General features: G+C 32.7%; 14 protein-coding genes. 11 read left to right on the plus strand and 3 right to left on the minus strand.

The features are described 5' to 3' along the window. The first annotated feature begins 181 nt into the window (after nt 1-181). The 8 genes from ACHRVX_RS08800 to ACHRVX_RS08835 all read left to right on the plus strand — a co-directional run bounded on the left by ACHRVX_RS08800 (nt 182) and on the right by ACHRVX_RS08835 (nt 11381). Nucleotides 182-1792, plus strand: a complete 1611-nt coding sequence (locus ACHRVX_RS08800) for a S8 family peptidase (protein WP_395331313.1) — start codon at nt 182-184, stop codon at nt 1790-1792. Nucleotides 1793-1856: 64 nt separating this feature from the next. After that, on the plus strand, nt 1857-3734 hold the full coding sequence (locus ACHRVX_RS08805; protein ID WP_395331630.1) for a M1 family metallopeptidase: 1878 nt from the start codon (nt 1857-1859) through the stop codon (nt 3732-3734). A 191-nt stretch (nt 3735-3925) separates the two neighbouring features. Further along, the gene (locus ACHRVX_RS08810; protein WP_395331315.1) at nt 3926-4744 is read left to right on the plus strand and encodes a hypothetical protein; all 819 of its coding nucleotides are present in this window, start codon (nt 3926-3928) and stop codon (nt 4742-4744) included. Next, nucleotides 4734-5327, plus strand: coding sequence for a hypothetical protein (locus ACHRVX_RS08815; RefSeq protein ID WP_395331318.1), 594 nt, complete (start codon nt 4734-4736; stop codon nt 5325-5327). The genes ACHRVX_RS08810 and ACHRVX_RS08815 overlap by 11 nt, the downstream gene beginning before the upstream one ends. A gap of 26 nt (nt 5328-5353) precedes the next feature. Next, complete coding sequence (locus tag ACHRVX_RS08820; protein ID WP_395331321.1) at nt 5354-5596, plus strand: hypothetical protein; 243 nt, start codon at nt 5354-5356, stop codon at nt 5594-5596. Continuing rightward, a complete protein-coding gene (locus ACHRVX_RS08825; RefSeq protein ID WP_395331324.1) occupies nt 5589-9608 on the plus strand; it encodes a PAAR-like protein in 4020 nt (1339 codons plus the stop codon). The genes ACHRVX_RS08820 and ACHRVX_RS08825 overlap by 8 nt, the downstream gene beginning before the upstream one ends. Beyond that, the gene (locus tag ACHRVX_RS08830; RefSeq protein WP_395331327.1) at nt 9592-10452 is read left to right on the plus strand and encodes a hypothetical protein; all 861 of its coding nucleotides are present in this window, start codon (nt 9592-9594) and stop codon (nt 10450-10452) included. Before ACHRVX_RS08825 ends, ACHRVX_RS08830 begins: the two co-directional genes overlap by 17 nt. Before the next feature lie 23 nt (nt 10453-10475). Then, nucleotides 10476-11381, plus strand: a complete 906-nt coding sequence (locus ACHRVX_RS08835; protein WP_395331330.1) for a hypothetical protein — start codon at nt 10476-10478, stop codon at nt 11379-11381. A 393-nt stretch (nt 11382-11774) separates the two neighbouring features. Here ACHRVX_RS08835 and ACHRVX_RS08840 read toward each other — a convergent pair whose 3' ends face one another. Beyond that, the gene (locus ACHRVX_RS08840; RefSeq protein ID WP_395331333.1) at nt 11775-12713 is read right to left on the minus strand and encodes an L-threonine 3-dehydrogenase; all 939 of its coding nucleotides are present in this window, start codon (nt 12711-12713) and stop codon (nt 11775-11777) included. Between the two features lie 408 nt (nt 12714-13121). Here ACHRVX_RS08840 and ACHRVX_RS08845 point away from each other — a divergent pair, with 408 nt between their 5' ends. Continuing rightward, a complete protein-coding gene (locus ACHRVX_RS08845; RefSeq protein ID WP_395331335.1) occupies nt 13122-13748 on the plus strand; it encodes a hypothetical protein in 627 nt (208 codons plus the stop codon). After that, nucleotides 13741-17106: a transcription-repair coupling factor gene (gene mfd, locus ACHRVX_RS08850; protein ID WP_395331337.1), complete on the plus strand. Its 3366-nt coding sequence runs from the start codon at nt 13741-13743 to the stop codon at nt 17104-17106. The genes ACHRVX_RS08845 and mfd overlap by 8 nt, the downstream gene beginning before the upstream one ends. A gap of 112 nt (nt 17107-17218) precedes the next feature. Here the strand turns inward: mfd and ACHRVX_RS08855 are convergent, their stop codons facing one another. Beyond that, nucleotides 17219-17617 (minus strand): helix-turn-helix domain-containing protein, encoded by a 399-nt coding sequence (locus ACHRVX_RS08855; protein WP_395331340.1) that lies wholly within the window; start codon nt 17615-17617, stop codon nt 17219-17221. A gap of 292 nt (nt 17618-17909) precedes the next feature. On the opposite strand from ACHRVX_RS08855, the gene ACHRVX_RS08860 reads away from it, so the two are divergent. Beyond that, on the plus strand, nt 17910-18464 hold the full coding sequence (locus ACHRVX_RS08860; RefSeq protein ID WP_395331343.1) for a DUF5683 domain-containing protein: 555 nt from the start codon (nt 17910-17912) through the stop codon (nt 18462-18464). A 72-nt stretch (nt 18465-18536) separates the two neighbouring features. Here ACHRVX_RS08860 and ACHRVX_RS08865 read toward each other — a convergent pair whose 3' ends face one another. Further along, nucleotides 18537-19823, minus strand: coding sequence for an IPT/TIG domain-containing protein (locus ACHRVX_RS08865; RefSeq protein ID WP_395331346.1), 1287 nt, complete (start codon nt 19821-19823; stop codon nt 18537-18539). Nucleotides 19824-19934: the final 111 nt, after the last annotated feature.

Raw genomic sequence — 19934 nt, forward strand, 5'->3', positions numbered from 1 at the left:
TAAACGTAAACGCCTTATATTTCACCTACTGTATTAGGTAGAAAAAAAGCCTGTTAATATCAAGTTCAGACGTTTCTTAAATCTTTTACATAAAAATCATAACACAGTGTTAATCGTTAGTTTTATGTAACAAAAAATTATAATTTAGACCCATATTTTAATTTCCATCAAAAATAAATACATGAGTCCTATAAAAATAAATACTTTATCTGCCTTTGCATTACTTGTATTTGCAGGCTGCAGCACTACTTTGCAAGCTCAAACATCTAAAGAAATAATTACTGCACCTTTAGCCGTTATCAAAAAAGCACCACTTAGCGAAAATGAATTAAAAAGATGGAGTCATCTTGATTTAATAAAGGATTCTATTCCTGGAATGAGTGTTGACAGGGCTTACGCCGAATTATTACAGGAAAAAAAAGGAGTAAAAGTAATTGTAGGAATAGTAGATTCAGGTGTTGATATCGAGCACCCGGATTTACAGGGAATGATCTGGACGAATCCTAAAGAAATTCCCGGTAACGGGATCGACGATGATAAAAACGGTTTTATTGATGATATTCACGGGTGGAATTTTCTTGGAAATGCCGTTCATGAAAATCTTGAATTAACACGTGTTATTAAAAAAGGAGATAACGGTTCTGCCGAATATAAAAGTGCTTTAGCGCAATACGAGGAAAAATCTAAAAAAGTTCTGGAAGATAAACAGCAAGTAGATTTTTTAATAGATGTTCATAATACTATAAAAAAAGCACTAAATAAAACCACTTATAAGTTAGAAGATTTAAGTACTATTTCTTCAACAGATCCAAAAGTGGCGAGAAGCAAAATGGTGATGACTCAAATTTTAACGAATGCAGGACCAACTTTTGACCCTGAATCAGAATTAGAAGATTACAGAGCATCAGTTTACGATCAATTCAATTACAATTTGAATAAAGAATATGACGGAAGAAAAATTGTAGGCGATAATCCGGATGACATCAAAGACAATCATTACGGAAACAATGTAGTTTTTGGACCGGATAAGGAAGAAGCACTTCACGGAACTCACGTTGCCGGAATTATTGCGCAAATTCGCGGTAATAATTTAGGCGGAGACGGCGTTACCAATAATGTCGAAATCCTTACTGTAAGAGCCGTTCCGGATGGTGATGAATATGATAAAGATATCGCATTGGCAATTCGTTATGCAGTAGATAACGGAGCAAAAGTAATTAACGGAAGTTTTGGAAAAAGTTATTCTCCGCACAAGCAATGGGTTTATGATGCTATAAAATATGCTGCTAAAAAAGATGTTTTAATTGTACATGCAGCAGGAAATGACGGATATGACATCGATAAAACAGAAAATATTAATTACCCAAATGATTCTGAAGACAACATCAAGGAATTTACCAATAACGTACTTACAATTGGAGCAATCAATAAACAATACGGAGAAACTGTAGTAGCTCCATTTTCAAATTTCGGAAAAATAAATGTTGATGTTTTTGCACCGGGAGAAGAAATTTATGCAACGGTTCCTAACAATAAATACAAATATTTACAAGGAACTTCAATGGCGTCTCCAAATGCAGCCGGAGTTGCAGCATTAATACGTTCTTATTATCCAAAATTAAAAGCAGCTCAGGTAAAACAAATTTTAATGGATTCTGGAGTTGCGCTTCCTGCAACAGTAGTTTTAGGAGAAGAGCATGTGCCAACACCAGTTGCTGAAACTTCAAGAACAGGTAAGATGGTCAATGCTTACAATGCTTTATTAATGGCAGAAAAAATGTCTAAAAAATAAAAACAACACACATTATTAACCTAATGGAAGAGTGAAAACTCTTCCATTTTTATTGAAAAATATGATGCAAAAAATTCTACTATTTTCATTTTTGAGTTTCGGCTTCAACGCAGCATTTGCACAAAGCGCTCCATATTGGCAACAACATGTTGATTACAAAATGGAGGTTTCGATGGATGTAAAAAACTATCAATACAAAGGAAAACAGGAATTGGTTTATACCAATAATTCGTCTGACACTTTAAAAAAGGTATTTTATCATTTATTTCCAAATGCTTTTCAGCCCGGAAGTGAAATGGATGCACGTTTGCATTTTATAAAAGATCCTGACGGAAGAATGGTAACCAAAGTAAAAGGTGCCGATGGAAAAGAAACAAAGCAAAGCCGCATTGAAACTTTAAAGCCGAACGAAATTGGTTTTCTAAAAATTACCAATCTAAAACAAGATGGTGTAACGGCTCAAACCAGAACATCAGGTACAATCTTAGAAGTAACTTTGGCTAAGCCAATTTTACCCCATTCAAAAACTACTTTTACTTTAGATTTTGACGGACAAGTTCCGGTACAAGTTCGTCGTTCAGGACGTAATAATTCTGAAGGAGTCGAATTGTCAATGTCACAATGGTACCCAAAATTAGCCGAATTTGATTTTGAAGGATGGCATGCAGATCCTTATATCGCAAGAGAATTTCATGGAGTTTGGGGAAATTTTGATGTAAAAATCACAATCGACAAAGAGTATACTCTTGGAGGTTCAGGATATTTACAGGACAAAAACGAAATTGGTCACGGATATGAAGATGCAGGTTTAACAGTTACGTATCCGAAGAAAGCAAAAACACTGACTTGGCATTTTATCGCGCCAAATGTTCATGATTTTACCTGGGCAGCAGACAAAGAATATACACATGATATTGTAAAAGGACCTAACAATGTTGATTTGCATTTCTTTTACAAAAACAATCCAAAAACTACTGAAAATTGGAAACAATTAGAGCCTTTAATGGTAAAAGTAATGGATTATTATAACCAAAGAGTAGGAGCATATCCATACAAACAATACTCCTTTATTCAGGGTGGAGATGGAGGAATGGAATATGCAATGTGTACTTTGATGTTAGGAAACGGAACGCTTCAGGGAATTTTAGGAACCGCAACGCATGAGTTGGGACATTCCTGGTTTCAGCATATTTTAGCTTCAAACGAGTCAAAACATCCATGGATGGATGAAGGTTTCACAACCTACATCGAAGACAGTGCTTTGAACGAAATCGCTGCTAAAAAGGAAGTAAATCCGTTTAAAGGAAATTATGCCGCTTATTACCAATTAGTACAATCAGGAAAAGAGCAGCCACAAGGAACACACGGAGATCGTTATGATGAAAACCGACCTTATAGTATTTCGGCTTATGTAAAAGGAAGCATCTTTTTATCGCAATTAGAATATGTAATTGGGAAAGAAAATGTTGATGCAACTTTAAAAAGATATTTCAATGATTTCAAATTCAAGCATCCAACTCCAAACGATATCAAAAGATCAGCAGAAAGAGTTTCAGGAGCTGAGTTAGACTGGTATTTAATTGACTGGACAGAAACTACTAATACAATTGATTACGGAATCAAAGATGTAGCAGATAATGCAGGAAAAACTACAGTAAGTTTAGAAAGAATAGGCAGAATGCCAATGCCAATTGACTTAACCGTTGAATATACAGACGGAACTACTGAAAGCTTTTACATTCCGTTAAGAATGATGAATTTCATTAAACCAAATCCGAATCCAACTGTAAAAAGAACCGTTTTAGAAGATTGGGCTTGGGCGCAATCGAACTACAGTTTTACAATTGATAAAAACAAAACAGCGATCAAAAAAATCACCATTGACCCAAGCGGATTAATGGCAGATGTAAAAGCTGCAAATAATGTTTATGAGGTGAAGTAAAAAACTCTAAATTCAATAAAAAAATCCAAAGCTGGTTTCCGGCTTTGGATTTTTTTTTGCTTTAAACAAGTCACACTATGTAGTAAACTGATATAAATTTAACCTTATTCTGATATAAAAATACCGTTTGCAGGGCAAAAAAATAATTATTGACTTATACTTTTAGCCGTTAATTTTTTAATAGTTTAAAAATGAGTGATGACGAAAAGTATAATTTCAGAATTCTGCACAAAATAAATTATGAGCTTTTCGACAAAAAACAGGAAGCAAATGTATCTTATGAAATTGAACTTAAAAAATTTGAAAATTATAATTTTCGAGTAGCATTAAAACGCGATAATTTCAAGATAGATGGACATAAGCCGGAATCAAAATTTGAAAAAATAGCTCATGCCTACAATGATGCACTTTTTCCCGTTTTGTTTGATATCATAGACGGTAATTTTTCGCTTGTCAATTTTAGTGAAATTATAGACCGATTAGAATTAAAAGATGCAGCACTTCAATTAAAATATCAGGGTTCGGGTTTTGATTTTATTAGAGAGGATTTTCTTCAAAAAGTGGCAAAAGACGGATATGCTATGGTTGAATATCTTTATTCTTTTGGATTGATTAGGATACTATTGCTTTGCGCAGAGAATCCTGAAAACAGTAATTGCTACAATTTTAATTGGAAAGTACTACCATTAGGAACCAATGTTTTCTGGAAAGGCAAAAAAAGCTTTGACACTGCATCTAATATTTTAAAATATGAGGGAGAAGGTGATGAAAATGATGCCATTTTCGAAAAAGTAAAAACTGCAGCAAACGCTTACCAATATCCTGATAAAGTTACAAATGAAGAGTCTGTAATTACTACTACAATTAAACAGGAAACACAATATAATACGACAGAATTAGATTTTAAGACTTTAGATACCCAAATAAAAATCAGTAACTCCTATTTCAATTACTTGGAGACTTTTTCTATAACAGCTTTTAGTAAAACAGAAGATAAACATGAGTATTAAATCACACGGGGATTTTAAGGTTCTAAGTAATATTCGTATGGAGCAACCAAATCACATAGCTGAAATAACAATTACCTATGAGTTTAGTTTTGAAGAACTTAATGAACGGGAATTAAAAATAGAAATGAGGAAGTTTTCATTTAAAGTAAATGACAGTACTGTAAAATTAGGTATAGCAGCAAAAGTTATTCAGGAATATTCAAAAGTATTGTACCCCCTTTTATTTAATGTTTATAAAGATTCAATTCAACTCTGTAATCACGAAGATATAATCGAGAGGATAAAGAAAAAAAACGAAAAACTTAGACTAGATCCAAAGTATTTTATAAAACGAAATTTAGAGCAGGCAGTTGACATTGACCAATATGCAGTAATTGAAAGTATTAAAGATCATTTTTTAGGTTTAGCCAAAAAAGACGGGAAACAGATGGCGAAATATTATTTACCTCTTAGTTTTTTGAAAATGGCAGTCTTCTGCACTAAAAAACAAAAAACGATACTTTTTATGAGTTTCCATGGAGTATTAATCTCTTTGGCTATGAAGTTGTATGGCAAGGTGAAAAGCATTTTGATCCTGTTTTAAATGAAGTAACCTATAATGGAGAAGTTATGGAAAGTCAGGAATTTTTGAAGATTGTAAATAAGGAGGCAAATTTATTTGAATTTGCTTTAGATATTAAAATTGAGCGAGAGCCTATGGTTTCCAGCATTAAACATACAGTAGAATTTCTTAATGAAACAGGAGATTTTGATTTTTCTGAAACTAACTTACAAATAGATATAGGTACTTTTTATAAACATCGTGAAACAATTTACATATCAGCCATTAATAAAAATAACCACAATGAATAATTCAATACCTTATTTAGTAAAAAAAGACGACACACTCGCAAGTATTGCTAACGAGCTTGGAATAACAAATCCATACGATCTCCGTCATTATCATAATATGAATGCAGGAATAAAGGACGGAATTGGACCTGAACCCACGGCAGGGAAAACACTCCTTACACCTCCTCCCGAAAAAATAAAGGAAATAAATACCAAAAGGGAAGCATTTGATAAAGTCGAAAAAATAGAAACAGATAAAGAAGATCAAACAAAAGAAGAGCAGAAAAAACAGCAGCAAGAAGAAAAAAAACAGGAAGAACAAAAAGAAAAAGAAACTGCTCAAAGTGAGCACGACAATAAATATTTTGTAGTACATGGAGCTTTATGTTGTTGTGATAAAGCAGAAAATCCTAATCAAACGGCAAAATTATTAGTTACTTCTCAAAGCAAAGTGGTGCTAAATGGAAAGGCAGGAAAATTTTTTGCTACAGAGATCGATAAAACGTTTAATCCCGCAGCAGCAACTTTTGGCAAATGCACACTCAAACCATCATCCGGCGGTAATCAGCCCTGCGCGCTCGTTCCGGCACCTAAATGGACAAAGGTATTTGATAAGACGAAGGTTTTTGGTAATAAAGTATTGACAGAAATCTCAACGCTGGATTGTACAATTGGAGGAAAAATAACGGTAGCAAAGTACGGACAAATTGAGAACGTAATGAAGGAGCATGCTGAAAATACCAATGCTGCCGCGCTTGCGCTGATAAACCCGGCGATAAAAATGCCTGTTTTAGAAACAGCCTATCCAAGTGTTTCTAATATTATATTAAAAAATCTTAAAAATCAACCCGACTTTAAGCCAGTATCATCAAAAGATGATACAAATGTCGAAAAAGTTACAATACGCCAAAACAGCGAATGTGATTTTTTTGCCAAAATAAAAAAAGGAAATGTTAACCTGACTTCATGGGTTATTTATGATGGTTTTACAGGCGATAAAGACAAAAGATTATTTATCGAAGAACAACTGGGAACCAGTTTTAAATATACATTTTCAACACTGGGAAAATATCGTATTGAAGGCTACGGCAAACCCAAAAAAGAAGATTTTGACGGAGGAAAATACAATAAAAACTATCCGGACTGTTCTATTGATGTTGAGGTAGTTGTAAATAAACTCGACGGGACTGAACTTGTACCAATTGACGGTGAAAATTTTGCCAGGATCGTAGGAGGAAAAATGAGGCTAAGGCAAAACTTTCCAGTTAGTTTTAAGGCCAAATTTTTAATGACGCCTACAAGTGAAGAACTTGAAAACTTGAAAATGTATGTTACAGATGCTTCAGGAAATGTCTTAAAATCGACAAGAATTGAAAATACAGTTTCATTTACTCCCGTAAATACAAAAGCAAAATATACTATTAACGCAGTATATAAATTTTCATTAGAAGAAGTGCAAAAGCAAAGTTTTTCAGCCGAAACAATTACCAACTCTGTGTCTCAGATAACACATAATGCTGAGGTAATCAGACCCGGAACCCCAATGACCTTTGGTGTCAAAAAAAGTACATTTAGTTTGTATATTCCAGAGGAACAAGAGGCAATCTCTAAAGAAGTAAGAGATATAAAGTGGAATTTAAACGGACGCTTAATGGGTAATGGCACAAACATCATTATACCGGGACATGAACTCATGAACCTTAAAAAATATGTAGTTGAAGCCTATGTAACATTAGCAAATGCCTACGGACAAAATGCAAAACATGAAGAGGACGACTGGCATTTTGAGGTTAAGGAAAATGATGTCATTGCTTTTAGCTACAACGGTATACCTAAAGTGGGTAAAACAACCCAACTGGAAGCAGATCAATTAGTATTCCCGGATTTGCCCGCAAACGAAATGGTAGTTTGGGAGACCACAATACCGCATAAGGATATAGATAAAAAAACGATAGCGATAACACCTCTTAAAGCAGGGAAAGAAATCGTAAAATGCTGTATTAACAGGCAGCCGGGAAAAACATTAAGTATAGATGTAAAACAAGCCAAAGTACTGGGAATGCTTTTTACAGACAGTAACGGTATCGAGATCGAAAAATCAAGCTGGTATCAAACGGTAAATATTTGGGTAAAGCAGGAACATCTTACAGGCGAAGACCTTATTATAGAAATTTGGGATAACGATGCTTTTAAAAATGATTACTGCAAAGTAATTAATGTAACTAATTATGACGGAAATCTTATACCATTTACTTTAGACAGCTATGTAAAAAACAAAGCTGGAAATTGGGGTATGTTGTATGTCAAAATTGGTGCACCTAAACTTAAATTGGCCAATGATAAAAATGTTTTTGAATCTAAAAACCATCTTGATGTAGAGGATAAAAGAGAAATTTACTCCGCCCAAATTGGTACTCAGGACGCCAAACAAAGACACTATCATGTCGATTATAACCAGGTAAGTTATTTCTATGGTAAATCGCGAGGCATAAAAGCAGAAGAAAAACTAAAAATCACAATTTACGAGAAAGGAAAAAAACTTTTTGAAGTATTGCCTCCGGATGTAAAAGTAGATACAAGTGGTGCAATACAAGCAACCTTAACATGGGATGCAATTGCTCAAAAATTACCTTCTCGTGCTGTGTATGCTGTTGTTCAGGATAGTGAGGATATAATTTTATACAATGGGGTTAAAACAAATGGCGGCGTGGCGATTACTAAAAAAAGTGCTTTGTTGGGATTGGCAGAATATAAGAGTGCGGTTTTGGTGCAGAAGTCTGGTTCATCTAAAAAAGACAACAAAAATTGTGCTTGTGAATGTGAGGCGCGAGTAAGAGCATTTATGAGAATGTTGAGGGTTGGTGAAGGTACAGGGGAATTGATTAAATCATATGATAAGGAGCAGAAAAAAATTGTTTATATATCTCATGATTTTCAAAAAGGATATACTACAGCTTTTAATAATAATGAAATTACAGATCTAAGTAAACATCCTGAGAAAAACTATGGGGGCTCAACTGCTGCAGGGGCTTATCAAATTATGCGATATGTATGGTGGGATTTATCAGGATTTGAAGTTGTAAAAAAGAAAAAAACAGGAAAATATTTTGAAAACAGAAATTTATTGAAGAAGTATAATGTATTTGATTATAAGGCTGACTCACAAGATAAAATATGCCTTGTAATTATGAAAAAACAAAGGTCACAATTAATGAAGAAGATTATATCAAATAAAATAGAAGAGGCTATTAAAAAAGAGGGTTCTCGCATTTGGGCAAGTTTACCAATTGAAGGCGATATTAGTTATTATGAATTAGATGAAAAACCGCAGCCCGCAACTCCATTGAAAATTTGTTTAGAACATTATAATAAATTTTTAAAAGAAGAATTAGCTGAAATGAGTAATTTACATCTGAAGAAAGGCTTTCTAAAGGAGTTTGAGTCTGATTGCTGTGACAAAGAGACTTCAAGCAAAAAAGGTTGTGGAGACAAAGATGATATTGATTTAAGAAGTAAAATGAACTTTATTTCACAAAAAGCCGGCTCAACAAACTGTGGAGCAATAGCTCGAAATATCGTTTCGCAGATTGAAGGAATTTACGCAGAAGGAACTGGAGAAAAAAATTCACATGCGTTTTTTCAATTAGCTCTAGAAAATGAAAAATCAACGGAACTTGTTTTCGATATATCTAAAAGCCAATCAGCCATTACCTATATCGATAAAAGTTTAGAAGCTGGTTATCCATTAAGGGCTGGTGTTAATCATACATTTGATCGAAATTATAACGAAGATGATAATCCTACAACAGATCATTACGTAGTTATAGTTGGTAGAAAGTGTGATAATGGTGTTCTCACATATTTATATTGGGATGTAGGTACAAAGAGAGGAGAATCTGCTGATTATAGGTTTAAATTAATAGATGGATATAAATTAATAAATACAAATGCTCATGGAACAGGGAATAATGATAATAAAATATTTACAGTTACTCAAATTGCAAGAAATTTTAAAGATGGAAAAATTATTTAAACTACTATTATTAATAAGTACTTTTTCAAGTTGTCAAGAAATTAAAACTGATTTTACAGAAATTAAGAATCATTCATTTTATGAAGTAAAAAAGATAAATTCAATCAATAGTATTTATGAGCCTTGCGATGCTTCAAACAAAAAATATATTTTAAAAGATTCAATTTTAATATATACAAGTGCTCAGGATGGTGATTTTAGATATAAAGTTTTGAATTTTTCAAAGAATCACGAAGGCTACCAACTTAAAATAAAAAATAACGATCCAACTCAGAATATATCATCATTAAGTATTAGAAAAATTGACACAAAATATTTTTCAATAAATGGAAAAACTTATATAGATAGTGTTTTTATAAAAACGATTCCCCATATAAAACAATCATGTGAAGAATGTGGTAATTGTGATGATGTTCAGGAAAAAGTAGATGATAAAAAAGACATCAAAAATCATGCACCTGATGGCTATTGGAAAATTAATTGTAGAAATGGAAATACTAGTATGAATATTAATAATAAGACAGCATTTTTAGAAGTCATGTTTAATCAAATTTATATAGATATGATTGAACTACAAAGATATGATTCAGAGAATGGAATAGCATATAAACTAAAAGAGATCCCTGAAGATAAAGGTGTTTTAGGGGCTAAATTAAACTGGAAAGAATATCTAAATGATAATCCAATTGCATATGTAAAAGTAATTGATAAAAATACAATGTATTTTTATTGGTATGGTTTTTTTAATAAAAAAACTCAAAAAAGAGAGTTTATCGAGTGTGGATTTCAACAAGAAAAAAGTGAAAGTAAACAAGAAATAATTCTAAAAAAATGTGCAGAATAGATTAAAGTAAATAATATTAATAAATGAAAGGAATACTAAGTTTTTTTTGTGTCATACTAATGTCTTCTATAATATCATGCAAAGACAAAAAAGAAACAACAAATTTTAAAGAAATACAACCACCTATCGGACATACTTTTTTCCGTATTGGGATAAATAATACAGATACCATTATATATCAGCCATGCGATGCTGATATTGCGAAATATATTTTATATAAAGATAGTATTTTCCATAACTGGGGCCAAGAACATTATATGCTGAATATTATTTCATCAATAATTGCAAATAATCGAGTTAAATTAAAAACTACTTATAAATATAATAATGAAATTCCTGATGGAATAGATAGTACGATTACTTTTCAACAATTAAATAAAAAAATCTGGAGGATAAATGGTGAAATTTTTATAGATAGTTTATATGTCAATTCAATTAAACATATAAACCAACTATGTAAAGAATGTGATAATTGTGATGATGAAAAAAAGAAAGAAGATATATCGGCTTTATTTAATATAAATAAGCAGTGGAGTAATCATTGCGAAGATGGATTAGATAAGGATAATTTAATTTTTTATTCTTCTGATGAGATAATTTTTGGGATAAGCTCAATTAATTTTATTTGCGGTGCAACTTCTAAACAAACAGGCAGTAATAGCATTGAAATATATTTAAAAGAATCAGGGAACAACTATGCGCCAAATGGCGAAGTATATTCTAATAATAACGTACCAAAAGAGATTGATTTTAATGACTGCTCATTAACTGTTCCTATAGCGGAGATTAAATTAATAGATGAAAATAAAGCAGAATTTAAATGGTTTGGTTTTTATGATAAGAAGAAGAAACAAAGGGTTTATTTGAAAAATCCCTTTACTAGTAAAATAGAAGAAAAATCGGTTGTTTTAAAAAAATGTGATGAGTAAATATTTCCAAACAGCATCTGTATGTAGAGGACAAACGTGAAATTTACTCTGCCCAAATAGGTACTCAGGACGCCAAACAAAGACACTATCATGTCGATTACAACCAGGTAAGTTATTTCTATGGTAAATCGCGAGGCATAAAAGCAGAAGAAAAACTAAAAATCACAATTTACGAGAAAGGAAAAAAACTTTTTGAAATCCTGCCTCTGGATGTAAAAGTAGATACAAGTGGTGTGATACAAGCAACCTTAAAATGGGATAGAATTTGAGTTTTAGAAAAGTATAGAAATAAAAATACCGAAGATGAACTCTTCGGTATTTTTTTGTTTAAATTTCTAATCTACAAATACATGAAACCTTGAAAATGGCAAGATTTTTTGTTTTTGATAGATTTTATCCTAAATGTTCCAGCATATCTTTTGTCATAGATTCAAGATCAAAAGTATGTTTCCAGTCCCAATCTTCTCTAGCTTCAGAGTCGTCGATACTTGCCGGCCAGCTATCCGCAATTTTCTGACGGAAATCAGGCTCATAAGTAATTTCAAATTCCGGAATATGTTTTTTGATTTCATTCGCAATCTCAGTCGGCGTAAAACTCATCGCCGCTAAATTGTATGACGAATGTATTTTTATTTTTTCGGCAGGAGCCTGCATAATATTAATAGTCGCATCAATCGCATCATCCATGTACATCATAGGCATTTTGGTTTCGGAAGATAGAAAGCATTCGTATTTTTTATCGGCAATAGCCTTATAGAAAATATCCACTGCATAATCTGTAGTTCCGCCACCAGGAGGCGTAGACCAGCTAATTAATCCGGGATAACGAATACTGCGCACATCAACACCATAAATATTATGGTAATATTCGCACCATCTTTCACCCGCTTGTTTACTAATTCCGTAAACCGTAGAAGGTTCCATTATAGTATATTGTGGCGTATTTTCTTTAGGAGTTGTTGGTCCAAAAACAGCTATGCTTGAAGGCCAGAATATCTTTTTTATTTTTTTGGCTTTAGCCAAATTTAAAACGTGAAATAAAGAATTCATATTTAAATCCCACGCAAAAGCAGGATTTTTTTCGGCTGTAGCCGATAAAAGAGCTGCCATTAAATAGATATCAGTAATTTGATGCACTTCGACAAGATGCTCAATCTGATTAAAATCTAAAGCATTGACCACTTCAAACGGACCTGAATTAACAACGTCAGTATTTAATTTTCGAATATCAGACGCAATTACATTGTCTGTACCATATAATTTACGCAGTTTTTGAGTCAGTTCTGTCCCAATTTGACCGCAAGCGCCAATGATCAATATTTTTGGATTCATTATGTAGTTTTTAGATATGCAAATATAACGTTTTCGCAAATATTTTTACTTTTTAGAACATCAAATTACAAATTTAACAATGATAAAGATGCTTTTTTAGATTATTCTCCGTTGAGGGTTTAATTATTTTTACGTTTAGCACACATACAGATTTTTTACCGCAAAGGGCGCAAAGTTTTTTAAATGAAGCAGTTTTTATAAAAACACAAAGTTCGCAAAGCTAGATGTTGAAACAGCTTTGCGAACTTTGTGTTTTCTAAACTTAACTATAAGATAAAAAAACTTTGCGCCCTTTGCGGTAAAATTTTTAAGCCAAAAAAACAACCATCATTTATAGAATCTTTAGCAAAAAACAGAATTCATAATTGTAAATTTACTTTGTAACTTTGTAGCTTAATGTTTTTTCAAATGAAATATAAAATATCTCTTTTTCTGCTTTTTGTCTTTGTGTTGCATTCATGTCAAAATGAAGATGAAAAACGTCGTGCTGAAAATGAAAAAGAAGCTAAAAAAAAGGAAGTTATTTTTGATAACATCAATAAAGGCTGGGTATTTATTGAGGAACCAATAAATGAAATTTCAGAACAAAAAGTAAATTCATGGAATGAATGGCGCGATTTTTTAAAAGAAATAGGCGATAAACCACGAAAAACTATTGGAGCTTTTCAAAAAAAGTCAACTGCGATTTCAAAAAAAGCAATGGCACTAAACAACAATATTCCTGCGGAGTTTAATGTTCCTGCAATAAAAAGCCGAATTTCTGTTTTGATTACCAAAATAAAAATGATGGATTTATTTATTCATTTAAATCAAATTCCGGCTGAAAAAGTGACGTTCTTAGTGGGAGACATCAATAAAGAATTAGTTTCTTTAGAAAGACAAATGGATAATATTATTGTAAAAAGTAAAATTCCGAAAGAACAGGGAGAAGAAGATTTTTTAAAAATGTTAGACACAACGCGTGCCATTCCCAGCACAAAGGTAAATCCGATTCCGGGAAGAAGTACAGATCCAAATTCACCACAACTTGAGTAAAAACGCCTTATATACAATGTATGATAATCTGCCAAAAAATCAGCAGATTGCCACACAATTACTGGAGCAGAATCAGATAAAAATGCATCTTAACGGATTGTTAGGATCAGCAGTTTCATTTGTGATACGCGCACTTTTCAAAAAAACCGAGTTGCCTTTTTTACTTGTCCTAGACAATAAAGAAGAAGCCGCTTATTACCTGAACGATCTCGAACAAATGATTGGCGAACAGGATGTATTGTTTTATCCGGCATCATTTCGCCGCCCTTATCAGGTGGATGAAACAGATAATGCCAATGTTTTACTTCGCGCTGAGGTTTTAAACCGAATTAATTCCCGAAAAAAACCAGCGATAATTGTCACCTATCCCGAGGCACTATTCGAGAAAGTAGTAACAAGACAACAGCTTGAGAAAAACACCTTGAAAGTCGCTTTGAACGATAAAATTTCGATCGATTTTATCAACGAAGTTTTATTTGAATACGAGTTCAAACGAGTCGATTTTATTACAGAACCCGGCGAATTTTCGGTTCGTGGAGGAATCGTCGATGTATTCTCCTTTTCAAACGATCATCCGTACAGAATTGAGTTTTTTGGTAACGAAGTCGACAGTATTCGTAGTTTTGATGTTGAGACACAATTATCTGTCGAAACCCATAAAAAAATCACCATAATCCCAAATGTCGAAAACAAGATATTCCAGGAAAACCGAGAAAGCTTCTTGGATTATATTGCGGAGAAAACCGTCATTTTTATTCAAAATACTGATGGACTTTTTAGTCAGTTAGACAAACAATTTGCAAGAGCGCAAGAAGCTTTTGAGAAACTTTCGGGAGAAATAAAACATGCAACGCCTGAACAATTATTTTTAAATCAGGCTTCGTTTATCAAGCGTGCTTTAGATTTTTCGGTTGTAGAATTGGCTTCGAAACCCATTTTTAAAACTACTAAAAAGTTTGATTTTCATATTCAACCACAACCATCTTTCAATAAACAATTTGATTTGTTATTGAACAACTTGAGCGACAATCATTTTAACGGATTCAAGAATTATTTATTCTGCTCGAATGAAGCGCAGGCAAAACGTTTTCATGATATTTTTGAAACTCTGGACGAAGCCAATTCAGAGAATATCCGCAAGCAATATCATACTATAGTTTTACCTTTATATCAGGGTTTTATTGACGAGGAAAATCAAATTACGGCGTATACAGATCATCAGATTTTTGAGCGTTATCATAAATTCAACATCAAAAACGGATATTCTAAAAAGCATAATATTACCCTTAAAGAATTAACCGCACTTTCGGTTGGGGATTATGTAACACACATCGACCACGGAATTGGGAAGTTTGGCGGATTGCAGAAAATTCAGGTCGAAGGCAAAACGCAGGAAGCCATAAAATTGGTTTATGCCGATAATGATATCGTGTATGTAAGCATACATTCGCTTCATAAAATTTCAAAATACAACGGAAAAGACGGAACGCCGCCTAAAATTTATAAGTTAGGATCGAATGCCTGGAAAATTTTAAAACAAAAAACCAAAGCGCGCGTCAAACATATTGCATTCAACCTGATTCAGTTGTACGCAAAACGCCGATTAGAAAAAGGTTTTCAGTTTGCACCCGACAGTTATTTGCAAAACGAATTAGAAAGTTCGTTTATCTATGAAGATACACCGGATCAAACCAAGTCGACACAAGAAGTAAAAGCCGACATGGAAAGCGATCGCCCAATGGATCGTTTGGTTTGTGGTGACGTAGGTTTCGGAAAAACGGAAGTTGCGATTCGTGCTGCTTTTAAAGCCGTTGATAATAGTAAACAAGTCGCGATTTTGGTTCCAACCACAATTTTGGCGTACCAGCATTACAGAACTTTTACGGAAAGATTAAAAGATATGCCGGTTTCTATTGGTTATTTAAATAGATTTAGAACCGCAAAACAAAAGGCACAAACCTTAAAAGATTTAGCCGAAGGAAAGCTGGATATTGTCATTGGAACACATCAATTAGTTAATAAAAACGTGGTTTTTAAAGATCTTGGTTTATTGATTGTCGATGAGGAACAAAAGTTTGGTGTAAACGTAAAAGACAAACTCAAAACGATTGCAGCAAATGTTGATACGTTGACATTGACGGCAACGCCAATTCCGAGAACTTTGCAATTCTCATTAATGGCAGCAAGAGATTTATCGGTTATTACAACGCCTCCGCCAAATCGTTATCCGATAGAAACAAACGTCGTTGGATTCAATGAAGAGATAATTCGTGATGCGATTTCGTATGAAATTCAGCGAAACGGACAGGTTTTCTTTATCAATAACAGAATCGAAAATATAAAAGAAGTGGCAGGAATGATTCAGCGTTTGGTGCCAAATGCCAGAGTCGGAATTGGACACGGACAAATGGAAGGTGCGAAACTCGAAGAATTGATGTTAGGTTTCATGAACGGAGATTTTGATGTTTTGGTAGCAACCACAATCATCGAAAGTGGTTTAGATGTACCAAATGCTAACACGATTTTTATTAACAATGCCAACAATTTCGGATTGTCAGATCTGCATCAAATGCGTGGTCGGGTAGGACGTAGCAATAAAAAAGCATTCTGTTATTTTATCTGTCCGCCATATTCATCCATGACCGAAGACGCCAGAAAGCGTATTCAGGCATTGGAACAATTTAGCGAATTAGGAAGCGGTTTCAACATTGCCATGAAAGATCTTGAAATTCGTGGTGCAGGAGATTTATTGGGCGGTGAACAAAGCGGTTTCATCAACGAAATTGGTTTTGATACGTATCAAAAAATCATGAACGAAGCCATCGAAGAATTAAAAGAAAACGAATTCAAAGATTTATATCCGGAAGAAAATGATATTGAAACTAAAGAATATGTAAAAGATCTACAAATCGATACTGATTTTGAGCTCCTGTTTTCTGATGAATATATCAATAATGTAACCGAACGTCTAAGTTTATATAACGAGTTGGGTTCTGTAAAAAATGAAGAAGAGCTGGTTATCTTTCAAAACAAATTAATTGACCGTTTTGGTCCAATGCCTCCGCGTGCCAATGCCTTGATGAATAGTATTCGCATCAAATGGATTGCGACCAATATAGGAATTGAAAAACTGGTCATGAAAAAAGGCAAAATGATTGGTTACTTTGTTTCAGATCAACAGTCTGATTATTACCAATCTACAAAGTTTAGAAAGGTGTTACAATTTGTACAAAAATATAGTTCACTTTGTACCATGAAAGAAAAACAAACTCCAAACGGCTTACGACTTTTGCTGACCTTCGAGAATGTAAAATCGACCAAACGCGCTTTGGAATTAATGGAAATGTTGGGGGAGTAAAAAAGTTTGCCACGAATTTCACGAATTTTCACGAATTAATTTTAAAGGTTTGCCGCATAAAAATTAGTGTTAATTAGTGAAATTCGTGGCAAGAAAAGATCGAGTTAAAAGTTTATTTTCCTTTATATAATTTCTCTAAATATTCGTTTTTATCTTTTTCTGCCTGAACCAAACGTTCGTAAAGCTCAACTACTTTGTCAAGAGGATTGAAAGTACAATGATAATTTCCATCATGATTTCCTATAGTTCCCTGACTATTGTCATTAAAAGTATTAAAATAATTAAAAACACTTTCTTCCGAAAAATTCTTAATGGCCTCAACACTTATGCCAAGTGCTTTTGCAACTAGTTTGAGTTTTTCTTCGTCTATAGTTTCACTATTTTCCATAGCAGATATTGCCTGTTGATTAGTTCCTAAAGCTTGAGCGAGTGCTTCTTGCTTCATGTCTTTCAGTTCACGAATACGACTGATATTTCTTCCTATATGATTTGGTTTTGTTATTGTGCTCATAACCCAAAGATATTAAAATTCTTAAGACAAAAATTGAATTCAGTAAAAAACAGTTTTATCTTTGTAAGATACATTTTACAAATTGAAACTGTTTTTAATTCCTCTAAAAATTTTATTTAATAAAAATATACTTTTCAAACGACTACTATTTAAATACAGTAATTAGTTAAAATAATTCGTGCTAATTTGCGAAATTCGTGGCAAAAAAACATTAAGCTTTATTTATCTTTTACTTAAGAAAATACTTAGAACTAAATAGGTTTCTTTGATCAACATCCAAAGTAACTTTTATATGCAGTATCAATTCATTCTTCTGTTTTTATTTTTCGGGTTAACCTCAACTTTTGCTCAGGGAAAAAATAGTATCGCTTTGAACGATACGCTTAAATCAACAACAATTGATCCTTTACGTCCTGCAAAAGCAGCTTTTTATTCCGCTATTTTTCCTGGTTTAGGACAGATTTATAATAAAAAATACTGGAAACTTCCGTTAGTTTACGGAGCAATTGGCGCGAGTACTTATTTTTATATCGACAGCCAGAAAAGTTATAACATTTACAGAGACGAATACAAAAACAGACTGGCAGGAAACACGGGAAGTTCTGAATACTTAGCCAACTTAAGCGAGAGTCAATTACTTTCGGCACAAAAGCAATTTCAGCGAAACAGAGATTTATCCGCATTGTTTATCGTTGGTTTCTATGTTTTAAATATTATCGATGCTAATATTGATGCCGCTTTGTCTCAGTTTAATGTAAGCGAAAATTTAGCTTTTAAACCTTCAATAAATAGGAATAATATAACATCAACAAATGATTTTGGGTTTGCACTCAATTATTCATTTTAAATGTTTCTTCAAATAAAACAAAAAATGGCGTATGAAAGTTTCATACGCCATTGGTTTTGATGCTTTAAAGGTCTATTCTAATTTTAAATAATGTAAGCCTTTAAATCCAGAAATTATAATTTTAGATTTAGAAAAAGAAATATCACTTATAAATGAATTTACAGGTAAATCCATTTCTAATTCCCATGTCGCACCAGAATTTTTTGTAACCAGCAATTTGTCTCCAGACTGAATGTACCACTCTTTTTCCGTTCTAAGAAATACTGAATTTACATTGGTTCTTAACACAGTCCATGATTTCATCATATCAGTAGATTGAACTAGTGTATTATCAACTTGATTTATTGTTAGGATTTGGTTAATGTTTTTAAATTTGTAATTGTAAGATAAGTTTTTACCTGTTTTAGAAATAGTATCTTTAATTGCCCAGTCGCTATAGCCAGTAGGGGATTCTAATACTGCATTTTTATTATTATCTATATTATAATTTAAATCCTGTATTATACCTAGTTGATAAAATTTACCATTGGATGTTGACTTTCCAAAAGTCTTGACATTCAATTTAATTTTACCAGTATTACTATTAATTGCCCAAGAAGGAGGTTGATTCTTAACAAAAGTTTTTCCGTTGTCATTAGTATACAACTGCCCTCCAAGCATTGTATTCAAAATGCATTGGTTACTTTCTAAAAAACCTATATTTAATTTGGAAGATGTAAATTTATACTCTGTAGTGATTTTATTTATATTTTGAAAAGCATCATCTGTGAAACTAGCGTTAGGAGTAGATATTAAAATTCCTGCTTTGTCATCAATCATTTGAAAATCTTCAAAAAAGCCGGGAACATTTATTGTGGTTTGTGTATAGCCATTTGATTTCGCTTCCAATTTCTTCGGAATTTCAGTATCTAGCAATGAAAAGATAGTTTTACTATTTTCTAAAACAGTAGATTTATAAATATTTATTGCTCCTAAAGCATTTATCTTATTCCATCCTTTCGCTATTGCATTGAAATTTAAAGGAATACTATTTATATTTTGGATTTGGATTCTGACTACATTTATTCCCGATTTTACATTTGGACTCGAAATTAAGATTTTGGTATCTGTAATTTCTTTAGGTGTTACTTCTACCTCGTTTACAAAAACTTTAGTGGGATAATCTTTATTAACAAAATTAGATCCTGTAAGTTCTAAATCTTCTCCTGAAAAAAGAAATTCAGTAGAAGCAGCTGTAATTGTAATAGGTGATGGATCAATTAATATAGGCGTTTTAGGCTTATCAGATTCATCGCCTGAGCAAGAAACAAATAATACTCCAAATAAAAGAATAATAATTAAAAGTAATTTTTTTTTCATTGCGGTATAGATTAATATTGGCTGTAAATGAATGGAATTATCAAGTAGTATCAAAATTTTAGAAGAGATTAATTTTAGGTTTTCGGAATAAAAAAAGGCATATGAAAATTT

Source organism: Flavobacterium sp. FlaQc-47 (genome assembly GCF_044006475.1).
Lineage (GTDB): Bacteria > Bacteroidota > Bacteroidia > Flavobacteriales > Flavobacteriaceae > Flavobacterium.

Coding starts and splice junctions, on each gene's coding strand:
- ACHRVX_RS08865 (WP_395331346.1), bottom strand. CDS start 19,823: ATGAAAAAAAAATTACTTTTAATTATTATTCTTTTATTTGGAGTATTA.
- ACHRVX_RS08855 (WP_395331340.1), bottom strand. CDS start 17,617: ATGAGCACAATAACAAAACCAAATCATATAGGAAGAAATATCAGTCGT.
- ACHRVX_RS08800 (WP_395331313.1), top strand. CDS start 182: ATGAGTCCTATAAAAATAAATACTTTATCTGCCTTTGCATTACTTGTA.
- ACHRVX_RS08815 (WP_395331318.1), top strand. CDS start 4,734: ATGAGTATTAAATCACACGGGGATTTTAAGGTTCTAAGTAATATTCGT.
- ACHRVX_RS08805 (WP_395331630.1), top strand. CDS start 1,857: ATGCAAAAAATTCTACTATTTTCATTTTTGAGTTTCGGCTTCAACGCA.
- ACHRVX_RS08845 (WP_395331335.1), top strand. CDS start 13,122: ATGAAATATAAAATATCTCTTTTTCTGCTTTTTGTCTTTGTGTTGCAT.
- ACHRVX_RS08830 (WP_395331327.1), top strand. CDS start 9,592: ATGGAAAAATTATTTAAACTACTATTATTAATAAGTACTTTTTCAAGT.
- ACHRVX_RS08840 (WP_395331333.1), bottom strand. CDS start 12,713: ATGAATCCAAAAATATTGATCATTGGCGCTTGCGGTCAAATTGGGACA.
- ACHRVX_RS08820 (WP_395331321.1), top strand. CDS start 5,354: ATGGAAAGTCAGGAATTTTTGAAGATTGTAAATAAGGAGGCAAATTTA.
- ACHRVX_RS08810 (WP_395331315.1), top strand. CDS start 3,926: ATGAGTGATGACGAAAAGTATAATTTCAGAATTCTGCACAAAATAAAT.
- ACHRVX_RS08835 (WP_395331330.1), top strand. CDS start 10,476: ATGAAAGGAATACTAAGTTTTTTTTGTGTCATACTAATGTCTTCTATA.
- ACHRVX_RS08825 (WP_395331324.1), top strand. CDS start 5,589: ATGAATAATTCAATACCTTATTTAGTAAAAAAAGACGACACACTCGCA.
- ACHRVX_RS08860 (WP_395331343.1), top strand. CDS start 17,910: ATGCAGTATCAATTCATTCTTCTGTTTTTATTTTTCGGGTTAACCTCA.